This is a genomic window from Bradyrhizobium sp. 35 (assembly GCF_023073215.1).
In the GTDB taxonomy this organism is placed as follows: Bacteria; Pseudomonadota; Alphaproteobacteria; order Rhizobiales; family Xanthobacteraceae; genus Bradyrhizobium; species Bradyrhizobium canariense_D.
The window spans coordinates 19,115-45,325 of sequence record NZ_JADPJC010000027.1; the positions used below are offsets into that span (position 1 = coordinate 19,115).

The window sequence follows — 26,211 nt, forward strand, 5'->3', positions numbered from 1 at the left end:
CCGCGAATCAGCGTAACAGAATCCCGAACCCTTCGTTCTCATGATTTCTGTGCATATTGCGAGGCAGAATGGGACAGCAGCGCTTCCCGTGCAGTGCGGTAGTTCGCGGACCAACATCAAGCCTACATCATCAATATGTGATCGAGGCTCGGACGGTCCTCGTGACCGAGCGGTCTTAACTCTTGTGGCGCAATGGCGTGCAGCAATTTGTGAAGAGAAGTTCTAAACGCCTCACCGAATTCCCGACTCATTGTCGTCGCACGGTCTTCATGCAGCGCCTCTAACAGAGGCGCAGGAACGGCACCACGGCTTGAGGCAACATGAGCAACGACATCGACTTCGATCTTTCGCCAGACCAATGGGAGGTTCTGAAGGCGCTTCGCGACCCGGTGTCGAACGGTCGCCTTTCCAAGGCCTATCTCATCGAGAGCCTCGTCAAGTTCGGTCTTGTCGTCGTCTGCGACGGCGTGCCGGTCATGACGCCGAATGGACGCAAGGTGCTGGTACGCGGATCGTGTCGGCTGCTGGATCTCGCGGCGTGACGCGGCCACCCGCGCGCAGAACGTGACTGTGGACCGCAAAATCGTCTGTCCACGTGACCGACGGCACCTGGAACGGTTTCCCGGCGCCGATGCGGATGCCGGTCGCACCGCAAAAAGACCGAATAGACCTCCTCCTCAGCGAAAACCGCGACAATCTGGCACGCTAGTTGCTCCTTTCGACGATCGAGACGTCGTCAAAACGGGGGAGTCACCATGTCGACCATTGCCGCGGCCCCGGCCGCCGAGCCAAAGCCGCTCTACACGTCGCTGTTCGTCCAGGTCCTGGCCGCGCTGATCCTCGGCATCATTCTCGGGGTGGCCGCGCCGGATTTTGCCATCTCGCTCAAGATTCTGAGCGACGCCTTCCTGAAGCTGATTTCGATGATCGTGGCGCCGATCGTGTTCTGCGTCGTCGTGCACGGCATTGCCGGCGCGGGCGACCTCAAGAAGGTCGGACGGGTCGGCGTCAAAGCGCTGGTCTATTTCGAGGTGATGACCACAGTCGCGCTCGTGGTAGGTCTCATCCTGGCCTACACTTTCGGCCCCGGTCATGGCATGAACATCGACCCCTCGACGCTGGACGCCAAGGCGCTCAATACCTATGCCGACAACGCCCACAAGCTTCAGGGCGGCGGCATCGGCTCCTTCCTCCTCAACGTGATCCCGAGCACCTCGTTCGACGCGTTGTCGCGCAACGACGTGCTCCAGGTGCTGTTTTTCGCCGTGCTGTTCGGCGTAGGCCTCGCACTGGTCGGCGGCGAGAAGGGCAAGCTCGTGACGTCGATGATCGATGCCGCCTCGACCGTGCTGTTCCGCGTCATGGGGCTTATCGTCCGCGTTGCTCCACTTGGCGTGCTCGGCGCAGTCGCCTACACCGTCGGCAAATACGGCGTCGGCTCGCTCAAGCAGCTCGTCTCACTGGTTGCGCTGTTCTACGTCTCGGTCGGCATCTTCGTGCTGGGCGTGCTCGGCGGCGTCATGGCGCTTGCCGGCATCAACATCCTCAAATTCCTCGCCTACCTGCGCGAGGAGTTGACGATCGTGCTCGCGACCGCCTCGTCCGACGCCGTGCTGCCGCAGATCATGAAGAAGCTGGAGCGGATGGGCGTGAAGGATTCCGTCGTCGGCCTCGTGATTCCGACCGGATATTCCTTCAACCTCGACGCGTTCTCGATCTACCTGACGCTTGCGGTCGTCTTCATCGCGCAGGCGACCAACACGCCGCTGTCCTTCGGCGACCTCCTACTGGTGCTCGGCGTCTCCCTGATCACCTCCAAGGGCGCGCATGGCGTGCCGGGCTCCGCGATCGTGATTCTGGCGGCGACGCTGAACGCGGTGCCCAGCATCCCTGCGATCGGCCTCGTGCTGGTCTTGTCGGTCGACTGGTTCATCGGCATGGCTCGCGCGGTCGGCAACCTCACCGGAAATTGCGTTGCGACCGTGGTGGTGGCCGCCTGGGAAGGCGACCTCGACCGCGCCAAGGCGGCCAAGGTCCTCGACGGTGGCGAGCTTGTGGACGTGACGGCTGGGTAACGACCGCCGTTCAGTCATTCCAATGGAGGAGCGGCGTTCCATGCGCCCTCCTCCAGACAGAGAGGAAACGCGGAAACCAGGAGTGGGCCACGGCACCCTTGTAGGCCCAGGTGCGATACTTCAGGCCCCGCTCCGAGATCAGTTCCTGATAGCCGCCGTGGACTTCGGTTGCGGTGCGAATGTCCTTCAGAATTCCCTGGGCGCAGGAACGGTAGGTATCGCTGCACGAGAATTCATCATAGTCCAGCATGCGATCCGCGAATTCGACGTTGAACGTCGGCCAGGAGGAACGTCCCTGATAGGCGGGAGCCGCGATCTTGTGGATCATCTTGTTCCGCGGATTATCCGCGGACACCAGGAAGTGGAATGTGCCGGGGATGCGAAAGCGCGGCTCCGCAAGGATCAGATCCGCCGTGGCTGCGAACAGCGCGCGCTCGGCCGGCTCGTTCATATCCCAGAAGCCGCGATGCACACTGACGAAATCCAGCGCGACCGAGGACACCGGCGAGCGCGTGGGGCCATCCAGGGAATGCCTGATATAGCCACCCTTGCCGAACAGGCGGAGCAGGTCCCCCTTGTACTGCGCCAGGTCGCGTCCGAGCCGCCGCTTCAGCTCGTTCTCGTCGACGATTCCAAGCCGCACGCCCCACACGAATGTCGTGTAGACGCAGGCATTGGTGACGAAACGCCTGCGCTCGGCGCGCGTGTCCGTTGCCGCAGAGCGCGGAGCACTGGCATCGCACAGCAAATACGTAGAGCCATCATCATTGAACGGCTCGAGCTCGCTTGCGAGCTGGAGGATCGCGCGGTTCAGATCACCGCAATATTCGGCCAGCAGCAGGCGACCGGCATGCACGCATTGCGACATCGCCAGATAGGACGACGCTCTCTCCTCGGCAGAGATCATCTGCCGCAGGCCGGCCAGAATGCCGAGCAGCGTATCCGAAGGGCGCGAGAAATAGTTCACGCCGAGATACCGGGCGCGCCCCGCCGGGACGATCGTCGTCGTGACGACGTTGGCGCGAACCGCTTCCAGCAGCAGGCGGACGCTCTTTTCGAGCAGACGAGCCCGGCGCACCGCATCCTGCGAATCCAGGATAGTGTCGGGATCGAGGATGTCGGGATAGAACCAGGCAAAGTCGCGCGGATAGTACGCAGAAGCGTGCGGCGCGCCCGTAACGAGAAAGGACTCAGATACCGCAAAAGCACTGTCCATCGAGTGCCGGTAAAGGTCCTCGATAGCCGTGAACGGATGATGCGACTTCCTCAGGAATCGATCACCCAGAAAGTTCACCGCCTGAAGCGCGCTGGCAACGAAGGTCGCCGCCATACCCTGGTAAAATCGGTTTTCGCCATGGGATGGAAAAGAGATGCCGCTGTTCATACGCGCCGTCGAATGTTGTCTCGTGGTCCGGCGGGACGCCGTTACGACGCTAGACCTGTCTGATTCTTATCTCTAGCCGGTGACGTGAGGAGCCCATTTACCCTTGCCGCGGCCGAAAATTCTCGATCAGCCCCAGCAACACTCGCGCGCCGGCGTCGGCATCGGCGAGCTCGACATGCTCGTCGGGGTGATGGCTGATTCCGCCGCGGCAGCGAACGAAGATCATGCCGACGTCGGCAATGTCGATCATGGCCATGCCGTCATGCCCCGCCCCGCTCGGCAGCTCGAACACGGAAAAACCTTCCGCTTTGATCGCCTGCGCGATCTGCTCCTTGAGCCAGGGCGCGCAGGGCGCGGTGCGGTTCTCGTGGGTGACGTCGAGCTGAAGTGTCAATTGGCGGCGCTTTGCGATGGCCTCGATCTGCCTCACGACATCGGCGACCGCGCGCTTGCGGTGCATGTCGGTCGGCGCCCGCATATCGATGGTGAACGACACCTCGCCCGGAATGACGTTGGTTGCGCCGGGCCTCGCCTGGATGTAGCCGACGGTGCCGACCAGCCCACCCTCGTCGGTGCGGCAAAACTGCTCGATCGCACCGATGCATTCGGCCGCGCCCGCCAACGCATCGCGCCGGAGTGCCATCGGCACCGTGCCTGCGTGCCCCCCCATGCCGGTCAGCCGCGCGGCAAGCCTTGTCGCGCCCGCGATCGCAGTGACAACTCCGACGGGGAGGTTTTGCGTTTCCAGCACCGGCCCCTGCTCGATGTGCAGCTCGAGATAGGCAAGCAGCTCGCGCCGGGCCCGCGCGGCCGCGCCGATATGATCGGGGTCGAGCCCGAACTGCACCAGCGCATCGCGCATCGCGACGCCATCGCTGTCGCGTGTGTTGAGGACGCTTTCGTCAAAAGTGCCGGCCACGGCGCGGCTGCCGAGCAGAGTCGAGGCAAAGCGCACCCCTTCCTCATCCGCAAAACCGACGATTTCGATCGCGAACGGCAGGCGCTTGCCGCGGCGGTTGAGATCGGCGACGCAGGCGATCGCCGTGATCACGCCCAACGGCCCGTCCCATTTGCCGGCATCGCGCACGGTGTCGTAGTGCGAGCCGAGCATCAGGCAGAGCGCGCCCGGCCGCTCCCCTTCGTAGCGCCCGCAGACATTGCCGATCGCGTCGAGACGCGCGCTCATGCCGGCGTCGCGCATCCAGCTCAGGATGAGGTCCGCGGCCTTGCGCAACTCGCCGGTCAGATAGATGCGGGTGAGCTTGTCGCCTTCTTCCGAGATCGCCGCGAGCTCGTTGATTCTTCGCACGATCTCTTCGCCGAGCGAACCATTATGAACGGCGGTACCAGCAGCCATCTCGGCGGGCTTTCCATCTCTTGGGACCGCGGCGACGGCGGTCCTGGCGGCAATCGATTCAAGTTCGGTGCCAGCGAAATCACGCTGTCGACATCGTTCCGATCAGCGCGTGGTTAGCATGAATGCGGTTGCCGGCAGACCACCCCGACCCTCGTCATGCACATGTCCAAGCCGGTTAAGACTGCTTAACTCCATTGCATACAATTATAAAATAATGCCTATATTTTCATCTGCTACTTTCCTGATCAAGCTCGGATCACCGAAAATAGCAAATTACTCTCAATAACTTAAGTGAAAATCCTCCCTCGGTAGCCTCTGGCACGAAGCTTGCGACAATCTATCCCGGGCTCCGCCAGACCGGCGCAGCGCGAGATGAGGCGGTGCATCCGCCAAAGGGAGCAAGCAATGGAATTTGGCAGGATCTCACGACGTCATTTGTTGCAGGGCGGCGCGGCCGTCACCCTCGGTGCGGCGACGGGCATTCGTCCGGCCTTCGCGGCCGAGACCACCATCGGATTCATCTACGTCGGCTCGCGGGACGACTATGGCTACAACCAGGCGCATGCGCAGGGCGCGGCGGCGCTGAAGAAGATTCCCGGCCTCAAAGTCGTGGAAGAAGAGAAGGTGCCGGAGACCGACGCGGTCGAGAAGACGATCGAGTCCATGATCAATCTCGACGGCGCCACCCTGCTCTTCCCGACCTCGTTCGGCTACTACAATCCTCACATGGTCAAGATGGCCAACAAATTCCCGAAGCTGCACTTCGAGCACTGCGGCGGCCTGTGGAGCGACAAGGACCCGAAAAACGCCGGCAGCTATTTCGGCTACATCGATGAAGCCCAATACATCTCGGGCATCGTCGCCGGCTATAGCTCCAAGAGCGGCAAGCTCGGCTTCGTCGCCGCGAAACCGATCCCGCAGGTGCTGCGCAACATCAACGCATTCGCGCTCGGCGCGAGGCTTGCCAATCCCAAGGCCACCACGCAAGTGATCTTCACTGGTGACTGGTCGATGCCGGTCAAGGAAGCCGAGGCCACCAACAGCCTGATCGATCAGGGCGTCGACGTCCTCACCTGCCATGTCGATGGTCCCAAGACTATGGTCGAGAACGCCGCGCGTCGAGGCGCCATGGTGTGCGGTTATCACGTCAACCAGTCGCCGCTCGCGCCAAAAGCGTATCTCACGGGCGCCGAGTGGAACTGGGAAGCGCTGTACCCCAAGTTCGTCAAGATGATCGCCGCCGGCGAGAGCATTCCGAACTTCTATCGCGGCGGCCTCAAGGAGGAGATCGTCAAGACCTCGCCCTATGGCGAAGCGGTCTCCGCCGAGGCGCGCAAGCACGCCGACGACGTCAAGGCCAAGTTCTTGTCCGGTGACGGCTACGCCATCTTCAAGGGAGGGCTGGTCGACAACAAGGGCAAGACGGTGATCGCGGCCGGCACCGATCGCGGCCAGAAGGATCCCGAACTCGAGAAGATGGACTATCTCGTGGAGGGCGTGGTCGGGGCGACTTCGTGACGACGGAAGCTGCAGATCTCGCTGAAGCGGTCGGGACCGTTGCCCCGGCCGCCGATCCGGGATTCCTCCAGCGTCACGGCGGAGCGATCGAATATATCCTGATCCCGGGCGCGGCGCTGGCCGGCGCGCTCGGGGTCTTCGGCATCTTCGTCGCAATGTTCGGCAAGAGCCCGCTCGACCTCTATTTCTACATGTACTACGGCGCGTTCGGCACCTGGTTCTCATGGCAGAACACGTTGACGCGCGCGGCGCCGCTGATCCTTACCGCACTCTGCACGGCGCTGCCCGCGCAGCTCGGCATGGTTATCATCGGCGGCGAAGGCGCACTCCTGATCGGCGCGCTGTCGGCAACCAGCGCAGCACTGGTGCTTCAGGGCATGCCGCCACTCATCGTGCAGATCGCCATGGTCGTCGCCGGCGTGATCGGCGGCGGCCTCTGGGTCATGCTTTCGGGCGCGCTACGGCAATATCGCGGCGTCAACGAAACGATCTCGAGCCTGCTGCTCGTCTATATCGCGCTCGCGGTCCTCAACCATCTCGTCGAAGGCGCAATGCGCGACCCCGGCAGCCTGAACAAGCCGTCGACCCGCGAGATCGGCGCGGCCAACATGATCGGATCGATCCCCGGCACCGATGTGCATTGGGGTCTCGTGTTCGGCCTGATCGCCGCGTTCGCCGCCTATATCCTGATCTATCACACTGTGTTTGGCTTCGCCGCGCGTGTTGCCGGCGGCAACATCCGCGCTGCGAAGATCGTCGGTCTCAATGTCAGCAAGCTGATCCTGATCGTCTGCTTCCTCGCCGGCGGCGCCGCGGGCCTTGCAGGCATGGTCGAGGTCGCCGCGGTGCAGGGGCGCACCAACGCGAATCTCGCCGCAGGCTACGGCTTCACAGGGATTCTCGTCGCCTTCCTGGCGCGGCAAAATCCGCTCGCCATTATCCCCGTCGCGATCCTGCTCGGTGGTATCAGCGCCAGCGGCGGGCTGTTGCAGCGCCGCCTCGGATTGCCGGATGCATCCGTGCTGGTGCTGCAAGGCATCATCTTCGTCTTCGTGCTGGCCAGCGATGCGCTCTACGGCCGCATCGGGTTTCTGAAGGGAAAGTCCTGAGATGGCAGACGGCTCGATCGGACTCTGGACCGTCCCGCTCGCCGTGCTCGGCGGCGCCATTCGAGTCTCGACCCCGTTCCTGTTCGTGAGCCTGGGCGAATGCATCACCGAGCGCTCCGGCCGCATCAATCTCGGCCTCGAAGGCACGCTGGTAATGGGCGCGATGAGCGCCTACGGGATTTCCTACCTTACGGGATCGCCGTGGCTCGGCGTGCTCGCCGCTGGCATCACCGGCGCGCTTCTGGGCGCGCTGCATGCCGGCATCTGCTCGTTGCCGCGGGTCAACGACATTGCGGTTGGCATCGCCTTGATGCTGTTCGGCACCGGGCTTGCCTTCTATCTCGGCAAGCCGCTGATCGAGCCCACCGCGCCGCGGCTGCCCGCGATCGATTTCGGCTGGTGGAGCGACATTCAACAGGTGCGCGCGGTTCTACGGGTCAACGTGCTGTTCCTGATTGGTGTCGCGCTCGCCCCAACTCTCTACTGGGCCTTCCGGACCACGCGCTGGGGCCTCCTGATCCGCACCGCCGGCGAGAGTTCGGACGCCGCGCGTGCGATGGGCCACTCCGTGCTGTTGATCCGCTTGCGCGCGACCATGGTCGGCGGCTTCCTCGCCGGCATCGGTGGCTCCTTCCTGTCGCTGTTCTATCCCGGAAGCTGGAACGAGGGCCTGTCCTCGGGCCAGGGCATCACGGCCGTGGCGCTCGTGATCTTCGCGCGCTGGGACCCCTTGCTGTGTCTCTGGGCCTCGCTCGCTTTCGGTGGCGCCGCAGCGCTGGGACCCGCGTTGCAATCGGTCGGCGTCACCTCCGGCTACCACCTCTTCAACGCAGCCCCCTACCTCCTGACGCTGGCGATCATGATCATCACCTGCTCGCCGAAACGCACGTTGACCGGAGCCCCGGCCGAATTGTCGATCACCCGCTAGAGAGCGAAATCATGCCCGAGCGCACCATCAAGTCCGAACCCTATGCATGGCCCTATAACGGCGACCTGCGTCCGGAGAATACCGCGCTCATCATCATCGACATGCAGACCGATTTCTGCGGCGTCGGCGGCTATGTGGACAAGATGGGCTATGACCTCTCGCTGACGCGGGCGCCGATCGAGCCGATCAAGAAACTGCTGACGGCAATGCGCGCTCAAGGCTTTCACATCATCCATACCCGCGAAGGCCACCGTCCCGATCTCTCGGATTTGCCTGCCAACAAGCGTTGGCGCTCCCGGCAGATCGGCGCCGGCATCGGCGATCCCGGCCCATGCGGCCGGATCCTGGTGCGCGGCGAGCCCGGGTGGGACATCATCCCCGAGCTCGCGCCGCTGCCCGGCGAACCCATCATCGACAAGCCCGGCAAGGGTTCGTTCTGCGCCACCGATCTGGAGCTGATCCTGCGCGTGCGCGGCATCGAGAACATCGTGCTCACTGGGATCACCACCGATGTCTGCGTTCACACCACCATGCGAGAGGCCAACGACCGCGGCTTCGAATGCGTGCTGTTGCATGACTGCTGCGGTGCGACCGACAAGAGCAACCACGAGCACGCGCTGAAGATGATCAAAATGCAGGGTGGCGTGTTTGGCGCGGTCTCGACCGCCGACGCCTTCATCGGAGCGATTTCGTGATCGTCGGCGAAACGTCGCCGCCATCGGGCGCCTTCGGCGTCGATGCCATCGCCATGAGCATGCGTTTCGGTGATTTCCTGGCGCTGGACAATGTCGCGCTGAAAGTGCGGCCGGGTTCGTTCCATGCGCTGCTCGGCGAGAACGGCGCCGGCAAGTCGACGCTCGTCAAATGCATTATGGGCTATTACCACGCCACCGAGGGTGACATTCTCGTCGGCGGGCGCGAGCAGGCGATCGGCAATCCGAAGGACGCCCACGCCCTCGGCCTCGGCATGGTCTACCAGCATTTCACGCTGGTGCCGGCGATGACGGTCGCCGAAAATCTGGTGCTGGCGCGCGATGACGTGCCGGCTGTCGTGAACTGGCCGAAAGAGATGAAGGAGCTCGAGGCCTTTCTCGCGCGCATGCCATTCAAGGTACCGCTCAGCGCAAAGGTCTCCGACATCTCCGCGGGCGAGCGCCAGAAATGCGAGATCCTCAAGCAGCTCTACCTGAAGCGTCGCTTCCTGATCCTGGACGAGCCGACCTCGGTGCTGACCCCGGCGGAAGCCGACGAGGTGCTTGGCATGCTCCGCGACATGGTCGTCAAGGGCGAGCTGACCATCCTGATGATCACGCACAAGTTCCGCGAGGTCATGGCCTTCGCCGACGACGTCACGATCCTGCGCCGCGGCAAGCTCGCCGGCGCCGGCAAGGTGTCCGAACTGACGCCGGACGCCATGGCGCGCACCATGATCGGCGCCGAGGAGCTGACGCTACAGCCGCCGCGCACCGGTGAGGCCGGCAAGGCGAGGCTGGAGCTGGCGAAGATGCGCGCGCGCGACGACGCCGGCGCCATCGCCGTGCACGACGTCTCCCTTACGGTCCGTGCCGGCGAGATCGTCGGCATCGCCGGCGTCTCCGGCAACGGCCAGCGCCAGCTCGTCGAGGTGCTGGCCGGGCAGCGCGGCGCTGAGAGTGGCGAGATCCGCGTCGCCGGCGATCCCTATCACGCCAGCCGCGAGGAGATGCGGCGGCACAATATGTCACTCCTGCCGGAGGAGCCGCTGAAGAACGCCTGTGTCGGCGGCATGAGCGTCGCCGACAACATCGCCTTCCGCGAATTCGACCGCGCGCCTTTCGCTAGCCTCGGCTGGTGGCTCAACCGCGGTGCCTTTCGCGTCGACGCCAGGAAGAAGATCGGCCAGTACAAGATCAAGACCCGCACGCCCGACACGCCGATCTCGGCGCTGTCGGGCGGCAATGTCCAGCGCGCCGTGCTGGCCCGTGAGCTCGGCGGCGACGTCGAGGTGCTGATCGCGGCCAATCCCTGCTTCGGGCTCGATTTCGCGGCGGTGGCGCAAATCCATGCCGAGATCATGGCCGCGCGCAACCGCGGCGCCGCGGTGCTGTTGGTCAGCGAGGACCTCGACGAACTCCTTGAACTCTCCGATCGGCTGGTGGTGATGTTCCACGGCGAATTCGTGTATGAAGCACGGACCAGCGAAGCCGATCTCACGGTGGTCGGCCGGCACATGGCGGGGCATTGACCAGGGAAGAGCGATGAGCGGCGGGTCCGAGCGTGACGAGCACTTCCTCCGCCTTTCCTTCGCGGTCGCCCGCCGTTCCCTCACGCACGGCAACCATCCCTTCGGCTGCATCGTGGTCGATGCCGAGGGCAAGGTCCTGATCGAGGCCGAGAACGGCTACATGCCGGATCACGACGGCACCGCGCATGCCGAGCGCCTCGCCGCCACGCAGGCCTGCCGCACGCTTGGCCGCGAGGTGTTGGCGAGAGCCACGCTCTATTCCTCCGCCGAGCCCTGCGCGATGTGCGCCGGCGCGATCTACTGGGCCGGCATCGGCCGTGTCGTCTATGGCCTCAGCGAGCACCGCCTGCGCGGCATCACCGGCGATCATCCGGAGAACCCGACGCTCGACTTGCCCTGTCGCAAAGTCTTTGCCAGCGGCCAGCGGCCGACAGAGGTTGCGGGGCCGCTGCTCGAAGACGAGGCCGAAGCGCTGCACGACGGCGTGTGGACGAAGTAGCAAACACCAATTCAATTACGTAGAGCGGATTGCGCCTACGGCTCATCCCCGACCCTCCTGCCCACAAACGAAGATGACGCCGCGGAGGTTTGACGCGGCGCCATCGTCGTTCACCTGAAGCGTGTCAGGTGGCTAGAATTTCACAGTGACACCGGAGTAGAGCGAGGACTCGGTGCAGGAGCCTGTGCTCACCCTCGCGCCGCCGGCCAGGGTGGTGCAGGCCACGGCGTTGTTGTGATCGAGGCCGAACTTGTTCTGCCAATACCGGTAGGCGACCCAGACGTCCACGAAGTGCGAGTACTTCTCACCCCACACTGCCTTCGAGGCATCGAGGGTCAGGCGGATCGGCTCGGAGTTGAACTCGACCTTGGTGGGATAGACGCCGTTGGCGACGCTGGCGGGAAGCGGCTCAGTGTCGGTGCCCTTCTTGCCGTACCACGCCGCTCGGCCGCTGATCGAGAAATACTGCATGTTCTGCGGCAGGAAGCCGAGGTCCATATAGTAGTTGGTTTCGATCGCCCAGGTCGGCTTGAACGATGTGTTGCCGTCAGCAATACACGGAGCGGACCAACCGGCGCCGCACTGCGAGAAGGAGTTGTGGTTGGCGAACTCCCAATACACCAGCGGCGCGACGTTGAAGTAGCCCTTATAGGGGAGATCGAAGGCGAACTGCAGACCGGCGACAACGTCGCGCTTGGCGGCGCCGAAATACCGGTTCTCCGTGTTGGCATCCATGCCAATCTCGAACGAGATATTGTGCAGCGGGCCCTGCGTGAAGGCCTTGGTGTTGAAGATCTCGTTCCAGCCGAAGGTCGAGCGGAAAAGACCGTAGATTTCTGTCGCGCCGGCACAGCTCGTCGGCGTCGCAGCGAAGCCCGCAGCCGGCGAAACGACCACGCCTGTGGCGGTACACGGGCCGGCCGGATCATTGTGGTCCGACTTGAACATCGAGATGGTGAAGAAGTTGGTGCCGTAGGTCCAGGCATCGAAGTGGGTGAAGGAGTAGACCTGCTTCGTCGTCTTGGCGTTGATCACGCCGTTGGTGTTGGTGAACGCACCGGGCTGCGAGGCATTGAAGATGTAGGAGTAGGTGACGCGGTCGTCGATCACCAGGAAGAACGGAAGGTCGGCCGCCTTCTTGGCAGCCTTGACCGGCAGATCCGCCGCCTGAGCCAGGCTACCGGTAGCAACCGTAGCAAGTGACAGCGCGCCTGCTGCAATTGCCTTGAAACGAAACGACATCCTGAATACCCCCAAGTTTGGACACGTAAAAATGAACGTCCCTTGGGTGCGACACTTGCGCCGATCTCCCGGAGTGAGAAGCCTCAACTTGTTTCAAGGCATGCCGCTTGTTTGCACAGGGCGCGGCGTTCACCGGCCGATTTGGAAGGCCAACCTCACCGCCACGCCGTCGGCCGAGAGCGACCCATTGCCGGATATCCCCATTTGATTTCGTTCGCCTTTTCATCTCGACCGGACAAGGCAAACAAGACGGGTGGAAGCTACTGTCGCGGTGTTCGCAAATGCATACGCGTGCTGGCGCGTCTCTGCTTAACTTCACGCCAAGCCTGCATAGCGGGTTCCGATTTGGCTTGAGCCGTCACAAATTTGCAACAGGCGTCACACGCAAGCCGGGACTGCAAAGGCTGCTCGGAAGGTGTCTGAGGACGATCGCCGCCGGCGAGAGCCGAGACTCGCCGACACCTCCTGCCTGCCGAAGCGTTGAGCAAGGGATGACGCTTTTTCACACCTTACGCGGCGGTTCAAACTAGCCCAGTATTGAGGCACTTCACCCCATGCAAGCGCATCAGCGAATGTTGGATCCCACGGCTAAGAGCCTGCATTCCGGCGAGTCCCCGCTCCTCAGGACGGTCGGGCTCACCAAGCGCTATGGCGATTTCCTCGCCAACGATGCCATCGACATCGATATCTGGCCAACGGAAATCCACGCGCTGCTGGGCGAGAACGGCGCCGGCAAGTCGACGCTGGTCAAGGCGATCTACGGGCTGATCCAGCCCAGCGCTGGCCAGATTTTCTGGCAGGGCCAGCCGATCGTGCTGTCCGGTCCCTCGGAAGCGCGCAGCCGCGGCATCGGCATGGTGTTCCAGCATTTCTCGTTGTTCGACAATCTCACCGTCGCCGAGAACGTCGCGCTCGGCCTCGACGGAAGAGAATCCTTCAAGGACATGTCGGCGCGGCTTGAGCAGGTGTCGAAGACTTATGGTCTGCCGCTCGACCCCAAACGCGAGGTCTGGCAATTGTCGGTCGGCGAGCGCCAGCGCATCGAGATCGTCCGCGCGCTGATGCAGGATCCGCAATTCCTGATCCTTGACGAGCCCACCGCGGTGCTGACGCCACAGGAAGCCGACCAGCTCTTCGTCGTGCTGGAGCGGCTCAAGGCCGAAGGTCGCGCCATCCTCTACATCAGCCACAAGCTCGAGGAGGTGAAGCGCCTGTGCGACACGGCAACGATCCTGCGCGGCGGCAAGAAGGTGGAGACCTGCAATCCCAGGCTTGAGACCGCCGCTTCGCTCGCGCGCATGATGGTCGGCGGTGAGATCAAGGAGGTGAAGGCGGCCGCCGGCCGGCAGACCACGGTGCCGCGTCTCGTCGTCAACGACCTCTCGCTCGCCCCTGGCGAGGCGCATGGCGTGCGGCTCGAGCACATCTCGTTCGAGCTGAAAGGCGGCGAGATCCTCGGGATCGCCGGGGTCGCCGGCAACGGCCAGGACGAACTTTTCGCCGCGCTGTCCGGCGAACGCCTGTCGAAGGATCCCGGCACGATCGTCATCGAAGGCCTTGCTGCCGGCCATCTCTCGATCACGCAGCGCCGCAAGCTCGGCGCGGCATTCGTTCCGGAGGAGCGGCTCGGCCACGGCACCGCGCCGCGCATGAAGCTTTCCGAGAATGCGCTTCTCACCGGGCACGCCGCCAGCGGCATGGTCCATCACGGCTTCATCGATACTGCCGCCACCCTGAAGACGGTTGACCGCGCAACCGAGACCTTCGACGTCCGCAAGGCCAAGCGCGATCCGGAAGCAGCATCCCTCTCCGGCGGCAATCTGCAGAAATTCATCGTGGGACGCGAGATCCTGCGCAATCCCGCGGTGCTGGTGGTGAGCCAGCCGACCTGGGGCGTCGACGCTGGCGCTGCCGCCGTCATCCGACAGGCGCTGCTTGATCTCGCAACCGCAGGCGCCGCCGTGCTCGTCACCAGCCAGGACCTCGACGAGCTCGCGGAAATCGCCGACCGCATCGCCGTGATGTTCCATGGCCATCTGTCCGCACCGCTCGCCACCAGCGAGGCGACGCGCGAAAAACTAGGCCTGTTGATGGGCGGCAGCACGCTGGAGCCGAAGGAGGCCGCGCATGCAGTTGGTGCTTGAGAAGCGCGCCGAACGCTCCAACGCGATCGCGCTGATCTCGCCGCTGATCGCGATCGGCCTCACGATCGTGACCATGGTCATCCTGTTCGCGATCCTCGGCAAAAATCCGCTGCTCGCGCTGCACGCCTATTTCGTCGCGCCTTGGACCGACAGCTATTCGCTCCAGGAAATCGCGGTGAAGGCGACACCGCTGGTGATGATCGCGATCGGGCTGTCGCTCTGCTATCTCGCCAATGCCTGGAACATCGGCGCCGAAGGGCAGTTCCTGATCGGTGCAGTCGCCGGAAGCTGGATTGCGGTGAAGACGCAGGGCACCGACGCCGGTGTCTGGGTGCTGCCGGTCATGCTCGTGCTCGCCGCCGCCGCAGGCGCGCTCTACGCACTGATCCCAGCAATCTGCAAGGTGAAGTTCGGCGCCAGCGAAATCCTGACCAGCCTGATGCTGGTGTATGTGGCCGATCTCTTCCTCGACTATCTCGTGCGCGGCCCCTGGCGCGATCCGCACGGTTTCAATTTCCCGACCACCGCCGAGTTCGACCCGGTCGCAACGGTGCCGCTGCTGATCGAAGGCGGCCGGCTGCATCTCGGCTCGATCATCGCCCTTCTCGTTGTCGCGGCGCTGGCGATCCTGCTCGGGCGCACCATCAAGGGATTCGAGATTCGCGTGGTCGGTGCGGCGCCGCGCGCCGCGCGGTTCGGCGGCTTCAATTCCAACCAGTTGATCATCCTGACCTTCGCCCTCTCGGGCGCGCTGGCCGGCCTCGCCGGCATCATCGAGGTCGCGGGTCCGGTCGGGCATCTCCAGCCCGGCATCTCGCCGGGTTACGGTTTTACGGCGATCATCGTCGCCTTTCTCGGCCGGTTGAACCCCCTTGGAATATTAATTGCAGGCCTTTTTCTCGCGTTGACCTTTATCGGCGGCGAGCAGGCGCAGATCGCGATGAAGATCCCGTTGGACGTGACAAAGGTTTTTCAGGGCATCCTGCTGTTCTACGTGCTCGCCTGCGATTCCCTCATCCTCTACCGCTTCAAGCTGGTTTTCCCGAACCGACAGGTGGCTCGTGGAACTCATTGAAGCCATCATCCTCGCGGTGCTCGCCGCCTCGACGCCGCTCCTGATCGCGGCGACCGGCGAGCTCGTGACCGAGCGCTCCGGTGTGCTCAATCTCGGCGTCGAGGGCATGATGATCGTCGGCGCCGCATGTGGCTTTGCAGGTGCGTGGTTGACCGGCTCGATCTTTATCGGCGCACTGTTCGGCATCGTCGCCGGCACGTTGATATCACTGGTCTTCGCACTGATGGCGCTCGGGCTTGCGGTCAACCAGGTTGCGACAGGGCTGGCGCTGACCATCCTGGGTGTCGGACTCTCCGGCCTGATCGGCGCTGGCTTCGTCGGCGAGCGCATCACGCCGGCGCTGCATCTCAACATTCCCGGTCTCACGGATATTCCGCTGGTTGGCCGCGTGTTGTTCGGCGAGGACGCCTTCGTCTATTTCTCGCTGGCGCTGGTCATCGGCGTCTGGTGGTTCCTGTACCGTACGCGGCCGGGATTGATCCTGCGCGCCTGCGGCGACAACCACGTGTCTGCGCATGCGCTCGGCTATCCCGTGCTGCGCATCCGCACCTTAGCGGTGATGTTCGGCGGCGCCTGCGCAGGACTTGCCGGCGCTTATCTGCCGCTCGCCTATACGCCCTTCTTCATTCCGGGCATGACCGCAGGCCGCGGCTGGATCGCGCTGGCGCTGGTGGTGTTCTCGTCCTGGCGGCCGGGCCGCCTCGTGGTCGGCGCGTATCTGTTCGGCGCGGTGACGATCCTGCAGCTGCACGCGCAGGGCTGGGGCGTCGGCATTCCCTCGCAGTTGATGTCGGCGCTGCCTTATCTTTCGACTGTCATCGTCTTGGTCCTGCTCTCCCGCGCGCGCACGGGTGGATCGACCGCACCGGCTGCGCTTGGCACCGTGTTCGTGCCTGACCGCTAGCGTTTCATCTCCGCACCGTGCGCGATGGGGCGCGCACGTTGCGGATCATGGCTTTCCCCTGATGTTTGGAGATTGATGATGAGGAAATCACTTCTTGCGCTGGCCGCCGGGCTCTTGCTTGCCGGGAGCGTCGGTGCAGCCTCCGCCGCCGACAAGCTGAAAGTCGGGTTTATCTACCTCGGCCCGGTCGGTGACCTCGGCTGGACCTATCAGCATGAGCTGGCACGCCAGGCGCTGGTGAAGGAGCTCGGCGACAAGATCGAGACCACTTTCCTCGAAAACGTGCCTGAAGGCCCCGACGCCGAGCGCTCCATCGAGCAGCTCGTCCGCGCCGGCAACAAGCTGATCTTCACCACCTCGTTCGGCTACATGGATCCGACGCTGAAGGTCGCGAAGAAATATCCGAACGTGCATTTCGAGCACGCGACCGGATACAAGCGCAACCCGAACATGTCGACTTATTCGGCCAAATGGTACCAGGGCCGCTACATCCAGGGCCTGATCGCGGCCAAGATGTCGAAGTCCGGCGTGCTCGGCTATATCGGCTCGTTCCCGATTCCCGAGGTCGTCTCCGGCATCAACGCGACGATCCTCGCCGCGCAGACCATCAATCCGAACATCAAGGTCAAGATCATCTGGGCCAACACCTGGTTCGACCCAGGCAAGGAAGCCGACGCCGCCAAGGCGCTGATCGACCAGGGCGCCGACATCATCATGCAGCACACGGATTCGCCGGCGGCAATGCAGATCGCCAGCGAACGCGGCAAGCTCGCCTTCGGCCAGGATTCCGAGATGATCAAGTTCGGGCCGAAGACCCAGCTGACCTCGATCCTCGATACCTGGGGTCCCTACTACATCGCCCGGGTCAAGGCCGAGCTCGACGGAACCTGGAAATCCGAGGACACATGGGGCGGCCTCGACAGCCACATGTTCGCGATGGCGCCCTACACCAATATGCCTGACGACGTGAAGAAGATCGCCGAGGATGCCCAGGCGGCGATCACCGCGGGCAAGCTGCATCCGTTCAAGTGCCCGGTCCTTGGGCAGGACGGCAAGGAGGTCGAGTGCAAGGGCGGCGCCAATCTCGACGACGGCCAGATCCTCGGCATGAATTTCTATGTCAAAGGCATCGACGACAAACTGCCGGGCAAGTAGCACGCTTCTTGCATCGCCTAAATCACCTGCTCCTCCCGGAGGAGGTTCGGAGGGGGTGGCCAGAAGCACCCGGCACTTGTGGTCGCCCCCTCTTTCTATCTTCGCCTGGATACTATCCCGCCTGCATGGCCCGCGCCGCTGAACTGTGGCGGTGGATGAGGTCTGCCACATCAAGGCCGGGGATCGCGCCGTCGATCACGGCCCATTTTCCCGCCACCATCACCCTGTCGGCCCGATGCGCCCCACACAGCACCAGTGCAGCCAGGGGATCGCCATGGCCGGAGAAGCGGAGCTCGTCGAGCCTGAACAGCGCGAGATCGGCCGCCTTGCCGATGGCGATCTCGCCAAGTTCCGGCCGGCCGACGCAGGCCGCCGAGCCCTTGGTGGCCCAGCGCAGCGCATCCCTGTGACTGACCTTCGTCACCCCGTAGCGCGCCCGTTGCAGCAGGAACGCGGCCCGCACCTCCTGCATCAGGTTCGATCCGTCGTTCGAGGCCGAGCCATCGACGCCGATGCCGATGCCGACACCGGCCTCCTCCATCTCGCAGACGGGACAGCAGCCGGAGGCCAGGAGCTGGTTGCTGCAGGCGCAATGACTGATCGTCGTCTTCGCCTTGCCTAGCCGCTTCATCTCGTCTGCATTGAAGAAGATGCCATGGGCGAGCCACGTCCGTGCATTGAGCCAGCCACATTGTTCGAGATAGTCGAGCGGACGGCAGCCAAACATCTCCTGGCAGAATTTGTTCTCGTCCTCGGTCTCGGCGAGATGGGTGTGCAGACGTACGTCGAGCTTGTCGGCGAGATCGGCGGTGGCGCGCATTAGGGACGTCGTCACCGAGAACGGCGAGCACGGCGCCAGCGCGATCTGCACCATCGCATCAGCACCGCGCTGATGATATTTCGCCACAACGCGCGCGCTGTCCGCGAGGATGGTGTCCTCATCCTGTACGACGCTATCGGGCGGCAGACCGCCGTCGCGCTGCGACAGGTTCATCGAGCCGCGCGTGAGCAGCACGCGCACGCCGAGCCGCTTTGCGACCTCGACCTCGATGTCGACGGACTCCTCGAGCCCCGCCGGGAAGACGTAGTGATGATCCGTCGTCGTGGTGCAGCCCGAGAGCAGCAGCTCGGACATCGCCACGGTGACGCCGAGCTGCAGCCGTTCCGGCGTCAGCTTCGCCCACACCGGATAGAGCGCCTGGAGCCAGGGAAACAACTCGCGGTCCATCGCCGCGGGTAGCGCCCGCGTCAGCGTCTGGTAGAAATGGTGATGGGTGTTGATGAGGCCCGGCAGCACGACGTGGTCGCCAGCATCGAACACCGCGACGTCAACGGTTGCGGGCGCGCCGCCGGCCGGCACCAGCTCGACGATCCGGCCGTCCTGCACCACGACGCCGCGCTCGGCGCCATCGGCGAGGACGGCCAGGGGATCCCTGATCCAGATCGGCTTTGCGTCGCTCATGAATCTGCTCCTCCTCACATCCGCTCACGACACGCATGCAAGGCAGGTGCCGGCCTGATTGCGCTTTTGCTGCGACTTGTTGTTGCGACTTGGCGCTCGTCTTGCAAGACTTTCCCTTGGCTCGATTCACTCGTTGGAAGCGTTGGCGTCGCCATGGACTTGAATACCATCACAGCGGTTGCCCATCCGCAAACGCGCGCGCAGCTGCCCGTTTGGACGCCAGGTGATGCATGGCTCGCGGGCGGCACCTGGCTGTTCTCGGAACCGCAAATTCACCTGACTCGGCTCATTGATCTCACCGACCTCAAATGGCCAGCGCTAACGGTCACCGAGAGCCATTTCAGCATCGCGGCCACCTGCACCGTTGCGCAGCTCGACGGATTCGCCTGCCCACCCGACTGGTTCGCAGCACCGCTGATCAACCAGTGCTGCCGCGCCTTCCTTGCTTCGTTCAAGATATGGAAGACGGCGACGGTTGGCGGCAATCTCTGCATGTCGCTGCCGGCGGGACCGATGATCTCGCTCACCGCTGCGCTGGAGGGCATCTGCACCATCTGGAAGGCCGGCGGCGGCGAACAGATGATGCCCGTCTTCGACTTCGTCGCCGGCAACCAGCTCAACCGTCTGGCGCCGGGGGATCTGCTCCGGCAGATCGATATTCCGATCGCCGCGCTGAAGCGTCGTACGGCCTTTCGCCAGATCTCACTGGCGCCGGTCGGCCGCTCGGCGGCGCTGGTGATCGGCAGTCTGGATGCCGATGGCACGCTGACGCTCACAGTCACCGCATCGACGGTGCGGCCGATCCGGTTGTTCTTCCCCAAGCCGCCCAACGCGAAAGCGCTTCGCGAGGCCATCGCACAGCAGATCACGGACGATCTGTACCACACCGACATCCACGGCAAGCCGCTCTGGCGCAAGCACATGTCACTGCGGCTTGCCGAAGAGATCCGCGACGAACTCCTCGGGACACCGCCGTCATGAGCTTCGAGGTCAACGGCAAGCCGTTTTCGCAGAGCCCCCGCGCGGGCCAGTGCCTGCGCACGTTCCTGCGCGAGCTCGGCCATTTCGGCGTGAAGAAGGGTTGCGACGCCGGCGATTGCGGCGCCTGCACCGTGCTGCTGGACGGCGAGCCCGTGCACAGCTGCCTGATCCCGGCGTTTCGCGCCGAGGGGCGCGCCGTCACCACAATCGAAGGTCTCGGCGGAGACGGCGGCGCGCATCCGATGCAGCAGGCTTTCCTCGATGCACAGGGCTTTCAATGCGGCTTCTGCACCGCCGGAATGATCCTGACCTGCGCCTCGCTGAACCAGGCGCAGCGCACCGATCTCGGCGTCGCGCTGAAGGGCAATATCTGCCGCTGCACCGGGTATCGTTCGATCGAGGATGCGTTGCTCGGCAAGACCAATATCGAGGAGAGCATCGAGGCTGGCGCCGCATTCGGCCGCAGCCTGCCGGCGCCAGCTGGCCCCGATGTCGTGCGCGGCAAGGCGCGCTACACGTTCGACACGCAGATTGACGGCTTGCTGCATATCAAGCTGCTCCGTTCGCCCCATGCCCACGCGAGGATCGTCGCGATCGACAAGTCGGAAGCACTGAACGTTCCCGGCGTGCACGCGGTGCTGACGCATGAGGATGCGCCCACCATCCTGATCTCGACCGCGCGGCATGAGAAGGACTGGATGGATCCCGAGGACACTCGTGTTCTCGACGAAATCGTCCGCTTCATCGGCCAGAAGGTCGCCGCAGTCGTCGCAGACAGCGAAGCCGCCGCGGAGGACGCATGCCGCCGGCTGAAGGTCAGTTACGAGATTTTGTCCGCGCTGGTCGATCCGGAGCAGGCGATGGCGCCGGGTGCACCCGTCATTCATCCCGATCGCACTACCGCGAACCGCGTCGCCGACGCCCAGCGCAATCTCGCTGCGGAGATGCATGGCGAATTCGGCGACGTGGCGGCTGCGCTCGTGACATCCGCCGTCACCTTCGAGGGCACCTTCCATAGCCATCGTGTGCAGCATGCCGCGCTGGAAACCCATGGCGGCCTCGCCTGGCTCGATGCTTCCGGCGTGCTCAACGTTCGCACCTCGACGCAGGTGCCGTTCCTGACCCGGCGCGCGCTGTCTGATATCTTCGAGCTTCCCATGGACAAGGTTCGCGTCTTCTGCGAGCGCGTCGGCGGCGGCTTTGGAGGCAAGCAGGAGATGTTCGTCGAGGACATTCTGGCGCTCGCCGCGCTCAAGACCGGACGGCCGGTGAAGCTGGAGCTCACCCGCGAGGAGCAGTTCGTCGCGACGTCGACGCGGCACCCGATGCGGGTCCACGTCAAGGCCGGTGCCGACGCGGACGGCAAGCTCACCGCGCTTCAGCTCGACGTCCTCTCCAACACCGGCGCCTACGGCAATCACGCCGGACCCGTGATGTTCCACTCGCTGGCCGAATCCATCAGCGTCTACAATTGCCCGAACAAGCGGGTCGACGGCTACGCGGTCTACACCAATACGGTACCGGCAGGCGCCTTTCGCGGTTATGGCTTGCCGCAAACACTGATCGCGGTCGAGGCCGCGATCGACGAACTGGCCAAGCAGCTCGGCATCAGCCCTTACGAGATGCGGCGGCGCAACGTCGTCAAGCCCGGCGACCCCATGCTGTCGCCACCGCCGTCGGAATTCCACGACGTGCTCTACGGCTCCTACGGGCTCGACCGGTGCCTCGACCTCGTCGAGCGCGCGATGCAGGCTGATGGCCCGCAGCCGGACCTGTCGCCGGAGTGGCTGATCGGCGACGGCGTCGCGCTGACCATGATCGACACGGTGCCCCCGGCGGGCCATCTCGCGGACGCGATGGTCACCCTCAACGACGACGCCAGCTTCGACCTCACCGTCGGCACCGCCGAATTCGGCAACGGCACCAGCACCGTGCACCGGCAGATCGCGGCGACCACGCTTGCGACCACCGTCGACCGGATCCGCCTGCGCCAGTCCGACACCGCCCATGGCGGCCACGACACCGGCGCCTATGGCAGCGCCGGCATGTTCGTCGCCGGGAAGGCGACGCATGCGGCAGCCGTGCAGCTCGCAACCGAGCTGAAGGCGGCCGCCGCCGGCGCATGGCTCTGCGAAGTCGGCAGCTGCACGCTCGAGAGCGAGGCCGTCGTCAGTGGCGTACGGCGCATGTCCTTTGTCGAGCTGGCAAAGCTCGCGCGCGAGCGCGGACAGCCGTTGGCAGGCGCCGGCAATTCCGGCGGGACGCCGCGTTCGGTCGGCTTCAACGTGCAGGGCTTTCGCGTCGCCGTGAACAAGGGCACCGGCGAGCTCCGGATTCTCAGGAGCGTGCATGCGGCGGACGCCGGCGTCGTCGCCAATCCCATGCAATGCCGCGGCCAGGTCGAAGGCGGTGTCGCGCAGGCGCTCGGTGCCGCGCTCTACGAGGAGATGGTGATCGACGCGGACGGGCGCGTCGCCAACCCCAAATTTCGCGACTATCACCTGCCCTCTTTCGCCGATGTCCCCCGCACCGAGGTCTTCTTCGCCGAGACCTCCGACACGATCGGCCCGCTGGGGGCGAAGTCGATGAGCGAGAGTCCGTACAATCCGGTCGCCGCCGCGCTCGGCAACGCGATTGCCGATGCCACCGGCATCCGCTTCACGGCGCCGCCCTACAAGCCGGACCGGCTGTTTCCGGCGCTGCACGAGAAGTTCGGCAATTAACTGCCGCGATAGGTTGAATAGCTCCACGGCGTGACGAGCAACGGCACGTGATAGTGGCTTTCCGGCTCGCTGATCGCAAAGCGTAGCGGGATCTCGTCGAGGAACGGCGGGTCGGTGAGCTGCACGTTGCGCTCGGCGTAATATTTGGCGACGCTAAACCGGAGCTCGTAGCGGCCGATCGGCAGCGGGCGGCCGCCAATCAGCGGCTGGTCGGTGCGGCCGTCCGCGTTGGTCACCGCGCGCGCAATCACGCGGCTCTCGCCGAGGTTCGCGAGCTCGACCAGCTCGACCGGAATGCCCGATGCGGGCTTGCCGGCGTGGTTGTCCAGCACATGGGTCGAGAGCCGGCCGTGCACTTTCAGCTTGTCGTCAGCACTGACGAGCTGGTCCAGCCGCAGCGCAGCGATGCGGGAGATTTCCTCGAGCGCGCGGCGTGTCTCGGTCTTGGCAATGTTCTGCAGTCGCGACTCGAAGTCACGCAGAATGGAGTCCTTGGTGTGCCGGCGCGCACAGACGATATAGGGGATACCGAATTTTTCGCGATACGCATTGTTCGCCCGCTCGAAGGCCGCATATTCGGTGTCCGACAGACGGTCTAGACCAGCGCTGCTCTGCTCGGCAGTCGAGTCAGGCGTGAGTCCCGCTGCGCGCTGGGTCTTGTTCGCGAGGTCGGGATGCGCGCGTATCAACGCCAGCTGCACCTCGGGCTCAGCGCTAGCGATCGCCGCCTTGATCGCGTCGAGCAGTGAATTGATGCCGGCAAACGGACGGCGCGCCGCCGCTTCTTGGGCAATCCAAGGCGAGTACTCGACCACGTTTTCAAGTACGGCCACGAAATCATCGAAGCTCGCGGCATTGAGATCAGACAAGGCGATCTGTGACATTGCTGCCCTATCCGATCTCGAAAGCATCGTCGGCAAGGCCCGCATGCTTGTCGTGCCAATGCTGGGCGATCTGCAACCGTGTCGGCACCCAGACGCGCTCGTGCTTGCCGATATAGTCGAGGAAGCGGATCAGCCCCGCCGCGCGGCCGGGGCGGCCGGCGAGACGACAATGCAGGCCGACCGACATCATCTTCGGCGCGCTCTCGCCTTCGGCATAGAGCACGTCGAAAGCATCCTTCAGATAGGTGAAGAACTGCTCGCCTTCGGCAAAGCCTTGCGGATTGATGAAGCGCATGTCGTTGGCGTCAAGCGTATAGGGAATGATGAGCTGCTTGCCGCTGGCGCCCTTGACCCAATAGGGCAGATCGTCGGCGTAGGAATCGCAGAGATAGAGGAAGCCGCCCTCCTCCATCAACAGACGGTTGGTGTTGATCGAGGAGCGTCCGGTGTACCAGCCGAGCGGCCGCGAGCCGGTCGCCGCAGTGTGGACGCGGATCGCTTCCGCGATCTCCGCGCGCTCCTGCGCCTCGGTCATGTCCTTGTGCTCGATCCACTTCAGGCTGTGGCTGGCGATGTCCCAGCCCGCTTCCTTCATGGCAGCTACGATTTCCGGATTGCGCTTCAGCGCTGTGGCGACGCCGAACACGGTAGTCGGCCACTTCCGCTCGCTGAACATCCGCCAGAGCCGCCAGAAGCCGGCGCGCGAGCCATACTCGAACATCGATTCGATATTGGCGTGGCGCTGGCCGGGCCAAGGCTGTGCGCCGAGCACGTCGGACAGAAACGCTTCCGAGGCCGGGTCGCCATGTAGGATGTTGTTTTCGCCGCCCTCCTCGAAATTGACGACGAACTGCACCGCGACCCGCGCGTTGCCGGGCCATTGCGGGTGCGGCGGGTTGCGGCCGTAACCGCGGAGATCGCGCGGGTAGCGGGCACCAGTCACTCAGACTTCCTCGAAGCGGATCGGCAGCGCGCCCTTCCACAGCACGCTCTTGCCGAGCGTCGCCAGATTCTGCAGGCCAGAGGTCAGCGTGATGAAATGGTTGCCGGCGAGTTGGCCCATCTTGCTCGCGAAGTGCACGCCGCCATAGGCCATCAGGATCTCGGTCTCGCTGATGCCGCCGGGATAGAGGATGATCTGGCCGGGCGCGGGATAACTGGTATGGTTCTCGTAACCGACACCGAAGTCCAAGTCGCCGAGCGGCATCCACACCCCCTCGCCGCTCCAGCGCACGTGGATGATGTGGCTTTCGAACGGCAGCGCCTTGCGGAACGCGGCGACAGTCTTCGGGGCCGCTTGCTCCTCGAAACGAGCATCGAAGGTGAAGTCGCCGGCGCGGATAACGAGTTTGGTCATCTCATCTCTCTGGATCGGGGGCGGTGGCCCCACGGGGAATTTTCAGGCAAAGAGCACTCCGTCGGGCTTCGCGCAAGGGGCGCGGCCCGTTACCTGCGGTCGTAGGACCAGCCGAAAACGCCACTCCGCCGCGTCTCGGGCTCCGGCTCGGCGGCGGGCTGCGGCGCCTCCCTCAGTTCCGCCTGCGGCGACGGAGGCGGCACAGGCAAATTCTCGCATTTCATGGAGTAGACCAGCTTGCCGTCCGCGGTCCGCCCGATCGGCGCGCAGGGGTCCGGATGCGCCGCCGATGTTTTTGGGGTCAGCTTGACCTGCGCCACGGCCGGCGAGGCGATCAGCAGAAGGACCAGCAGATATTTCGACATCATTGTCGCCTGAAAACCAGATTTGGCCCATTGAACCGGATTGGAGCAGGCAAGTCCACCGGTGCCACCGGTCGCGATTGCCGAATATTTAGCCGAGGCTAGAAAATTGGCTCGCCCCAATGTGATGTCGCGAGCGGTGATATCGGCCGGGCGCGTCGCCTTGTCAGCCGCGACGGCGACACACAAAACACACATCTCACAGCCGGGCGTCGTCACGGGAGAAAGAAACAATGCAAAAGACTTTCATCATTCTCGGCGCGACGCTGATTGCCGCCGCCACCATCCAGACTGCCGCGGCGAACGACCGCCGTCATGTCCGCAAGGCGCAGCCCCATCCCATCACCCAGTCGGTGCGCGACTCCAACGCCGCGCTCTGGCCGTCGCAGCCGACCGGGCCCGACTGGTCCCGCTATTCCAACGGCGCGATGTCTGCACCAGCGGGACGGTGATGCCGGAAGCCTAGCGCGATCAGCGAAACTGCCTCCACGTCGTCATTGCGAGGAGCTCTTGCGACGAAGCAATCCAGACATCTTCCACGGATGCATTTCTGGATCGCTCGCTGCGATCGCAATGACGGAGTATGAGGCGGCAGCGCCACTCTTCCAGCTCGCATTTTTACTTGCAGACACAGCTTCGCGTTCTCGCGGCTGATTTCGCCCGAGCTTTGCTTGATCGCTCCACCCTCTTGTCCAAGAGGGCGCAGGGAAGGCCGGGTGCCGGCTGGCACCCGCGGTCCGCTGCGCGAAAAGCACACGCAGGAAAACCGCACAGCAGCATACAGGTGTAGCCAATCACTCGGCCTTCCCTGCGCGATGGTTGGACGGC

The 26,211-nt window shown here is 64.1% G+C and carries 23 protein-coding genes; 15 read left to right on the forward strand and 8 right to left on the reverse strand.

What is annotated here, in order from left to right; all coding sequences use genetic code 11:
• Positions 1-320 precede the first annotated feature (320 nt).
• Positions 321-542 (forward strand): hypothetical protein, encoded by a 222-nt coding sequence (locus IVB36_RS05075; RefSeq protein WP_018456680.1) that lies wholly within the window; start codon positions 321-323, stop codon positions 540-542.
• 213 nt (positions 543-755) lie between these two features.
• The gene (locus IVB36_RS05080) at positions 756-2,075 is read left to right on the forward strand and encodes a dicarboxylate/amino acid:cation symporter (RefSeq protein ID WP_018456682.1); all 1,320 of its coding nucleotides are present in this window, start codon (positions 756-758) and stop codon (positions 2,073-2,075) included.
• Positions 2,076-2,085: 10 nt separating this feature from the next.
• Here IVB36_RS05080 and IVB36_RS05085 read toward each other — a convergent pair whose 3' ends face one another.
• Together IVB36_RS05085 and IVB36_RS05090 are read right to left on the reverse strand one after the other, a co-directional pair.
• Entirely contained in the window at positions 2,086-3,459 is a 1,374-nt protein-coding gene (locus tag IVB36_RS05085; RefSeq protein WP_247390821.1) for a hypothetical protein, read from the reverse strand.
• Positions 3,460-3,556: 97 nt separating this feature from the next.
• Positions 3,557-4,816, reverse strand: coding sequence for an allantoate amidohydrolase (locus IVB36_RS05090; RefSeq protein WP_247390822.1), 1,260 nt, complete (start codon positions 4,814-4,816; stop codon positions 3,557-3,559).
• Between the two features lie 405 nt (positions 4,817-5,221).
• On the opposite strand from IVB36_RS05090, the gene IVB36_RS05095 reads away from it, so the two are divergent.
• The 6 genes from IVB36_RS05095 to IVB36_RS05120 are packed head-to-tail and all read left to right on the forward strand — an operon-like array spanning position 5,222 to position 11,094.
• Positions 5,222-6,334 (forward strand): BMP family ABC transporter substrate-binding protein, encoded by a 1,113-nt coding sequence (locus tag IVB36_RS05095; protein WP_085350628.1) that lies wholly within the window; start codon positions 5,222-5,224, stop codon positions 6,332-6,334.
• Positions 6,331-7,443 carry an ABC transporter permease gene (locus tag IVB36_RS05100; protein ID WP_247375636.1) on the forward strand — a complete coding sequence of 371 codons (1,113 nt, stop codon included), beginning with the start codon at positions 6,331-6,333 and terminating at the stop codon, positions 7,441-7,443. Before IVB36_RS05095 ends, IVB36_RS05100 begins: the two co-directional genes overlap by 4 nt.
• A gap of 1 nt (position 7,444) precedes the next feature.
• The gene (locus tag IVB36_RS05105) at positions 7,445-8,371 is read left to right on the forward strand and encodes an ABC transporter permease (RefSeq protein WP_247390823.1); all 927 of its coding nucleotides are present in this window, start codon (positions 7,445-7,447) and stop codon (positions 8,369-8,371) included.
• A gap of 11 nt (positions 8,372-8,382) precedes the next feature.
• Positions 8,383-9,066 (forward strand): isochorismatase family cysteine hydrolase, encoded by a 684-nt coding sequence (locus tag IVB36_RS05110; RefSeq protein WP_018456689.1) that lies wholly within the window; start codon positions 8,383-8,385, stop codon positions 9,064-9,066.
• Positions 9,063-10,595, forward strand: a complete 1,533-nt coding sequence (locus IVB36_RS05115) for an ABC transporter ATP-binding protein (protein ID WP_247390824.1) — start codon at positions 9,063-9,065, stop codon at positions 10,593-10,595. The genes IVB36_RS05110 and IVB36_RS05115 overlap by 4 nt, the downstream gene beginning before the upstream one ends.
• Before the next feature lie 13 nt (positions 10,596-10,608).
• The gene (locus tag IVB36_RS05120) at positions 10,609-11,094 is read left to right on the forward strand and encodes a nucleoside deaminase (protein ID WP_204511920.1); all 486 of its coding nucleotides are present in this window, start codon (positions 10,609-10,611) and stop codon (positions 11,092-11,094) included.
• Positions 11,095-11,226: 132 nt separating this feature from the next.
• On the opposite strand, the gene IVB36_RS05125 is transcribed toward IVB36_RS05120, so the two are convergent.
• Positions 11,227-12,336, reverse strand: coding sequence for a hypothetical protein (locus tag IVB36_RS05125; RefSeq protein ID WP_204511921.1), 1,110 nt, complete (start codon positions 12,334-12,336; stop codon positions 11,227-11,229).
• Between the two features lie 572 nt (positions 12,337-12,908).
• Here IVB36_RS05125 and IVB36_RS05130 point away from each other — a divergent pair.
• From IVB36_RS05130 to IVB36_RS05145, 4 genes are all read left to right on the forward strand, one after another.
• Positions 12,909-14,480: an ABC transporter ATP-binding protein gene (locus IVB36_RS05130; RefSeq protein ID WP_247390825.1), complete on the forward strand. Its 1,572-nt coding sequence runs from the start codon at positions 12,909-12,911 to the stop codon at positions 14,478-14,480.
• Positions 14,464-15,555: an ABC transporter permease gene (locus IVB36_RS05135; protein WP_247390826.1), complete on the forward strand. Its 1,092-nt coding sequence runs from the start codon at positions 14,464-14,466 to the stop codon at positions 15,553-15,555. Before IVB36_RS05130 ends, IVB36_RS05135 begins: the two co-directional genes overlap by 17 nt.
• On the forward strand, positions 15,542-16,459 hold the full coding sequence (locus tag IVB36_RS05140) for an ABC transporter permease (RefSeq protein WP_247390827.1): 918 nt from the start codon (positions 15,542-15,544) through the stop codon (positions 16,457-16,459). The genes IVB36_RS05135 and IVB36_RS05140 overlap by 14 nt, the downstream gene beginning before the upstream one ends.
• A gap of 78 nt (positions 16,460-16,537) precedes the next feature.
• A complete protein-coding gene (locus IVB36_RS05145) occupies positions 16,538-17,614 on the forward strand; it encodes a BMP family ABC transporter substrate-binding protein (RefSeq protein ID WP_026233223.1) in 1,077 nt (358 codons plus the stop codon).
• A 112-nt stretch (positions 17,615-17,726) separates the two neighbouring features.
• On the opposite strand, the gene IVB36_RS05150 is transcribed toward IVB36_RS05145, so the two are convergent.
• Positions 17,727-19,076 (reverse strand): 8-oxoguanine deaminase, encoded by a 1,350-nt coding sequence (locus IVB36_RS05150; RefSeq protein WP_247338199.1) that lies wholly within the window; start codon positions 19,074-19,076, stop codon positions 17,727-17,729.
• A 153-nt stretch (positions 19,077-19,229) separates the two neighbouring features.
• On the opposite strand from IVB36_RS05150, the gene IVB36_RS05155 reads away from it, so the two are divergent.
• The gene (locus IVB36_RS05155) at positions 19,230-20,057 is read left to right on the forward strand and encodes an FAD binding domain-containing protein (protein WP_247390837.1); all 828 of its coding nucleotides are present in this window, start codon (positions 19,230-19,232) and stop codon (positions 20,055-20,057) included.
• On the forward strand, positions 20,054-22,780 hold the full coding sequence (locus tag IVB36_RS05160; protein WP_247390839.1) for a molybdopterin-dependent oxidoreductase: 2,727 nt from the start codon (positions 20,054-20,056) through the stop codon (positions 22,778-22,780). Before IVB36_RS05155 ends, IVB36_RS05160 begins: the two co-directional genes overlap by 4 nt.
• Here the strand turns inward: IVB36_RS05160 and uraD are convergent.
• The 4 genes from uraD to IVB36_RS05180 form a co-directional block, all read right to left on the reverse strand.
• Complete coding sequence (uraD, locus tag IVB36_RS05165) at positions 22,777-23,664, reverse strand: 2-oxo-4-hydroxy-4-carboxy-5-ureidoimidazoline decarboxylase (protein ID WP_018456700.1); 888 nt, start codon at positions 23,662-23,664, stop codon at positions 22,777-22,779. The genes IVB36_RS05160 and uraD overlap by 4 nt on opposite strands.
• Positions 23,665-23,671: 7 nt before the next feature.
• On the reverse strand, positions 23,672-24,607 hold the full coding sequence (gene puuE / locus IVB36_RS05170; RefSeq protein WP_018456701.1) for an allantoinase PuuE: 936 nt from the start codon (positions 24,605-24,607) through the stop codon (positions 23,672-23,674).
• On the reverse strand, positions 24,608-25,021 hold the full coding sequence (locus IVB36_RS05175; protein WP_018456702.1) for a DUF3830 family protein: 414 nt from the start codon (positions 25,019-25,021) through the stop codon (positions 24,608-24,610).
• A gap of 89 nt (positions 25,022-25,110) precedes the next feature.
• Positions 25,111-25,389 carry a hypothetical protein gene (locus IVB36_RS05180; protein WP_018456703.1) on the reverse strand — a complete coding sequence of 93 codons (279 nt, stop codon included), beginning with the start codon at positions 25,387-25,389 and terminating at the stop codon, positions 25,111-25,113.
• Positions 25,390-25,616: 227 nt separating this feature from the next.
• Between IVB36_RS05180 and IVB36_RS05185 the strand changes: the two genes are divergently transcribed.
• Positions 25,617-25,835, forward strand: coding sequence for a hypothetical protein (locus tag IVB36_RS05185; RefSeq protein WP_007612884.1), 219 nt, complete (start codon positions 25,617-25,619; stop codon positions 25,833-25,835).
• The last annotated feature ends 376 nt before the right edge of the window (positions 25,836-26,211 follow it).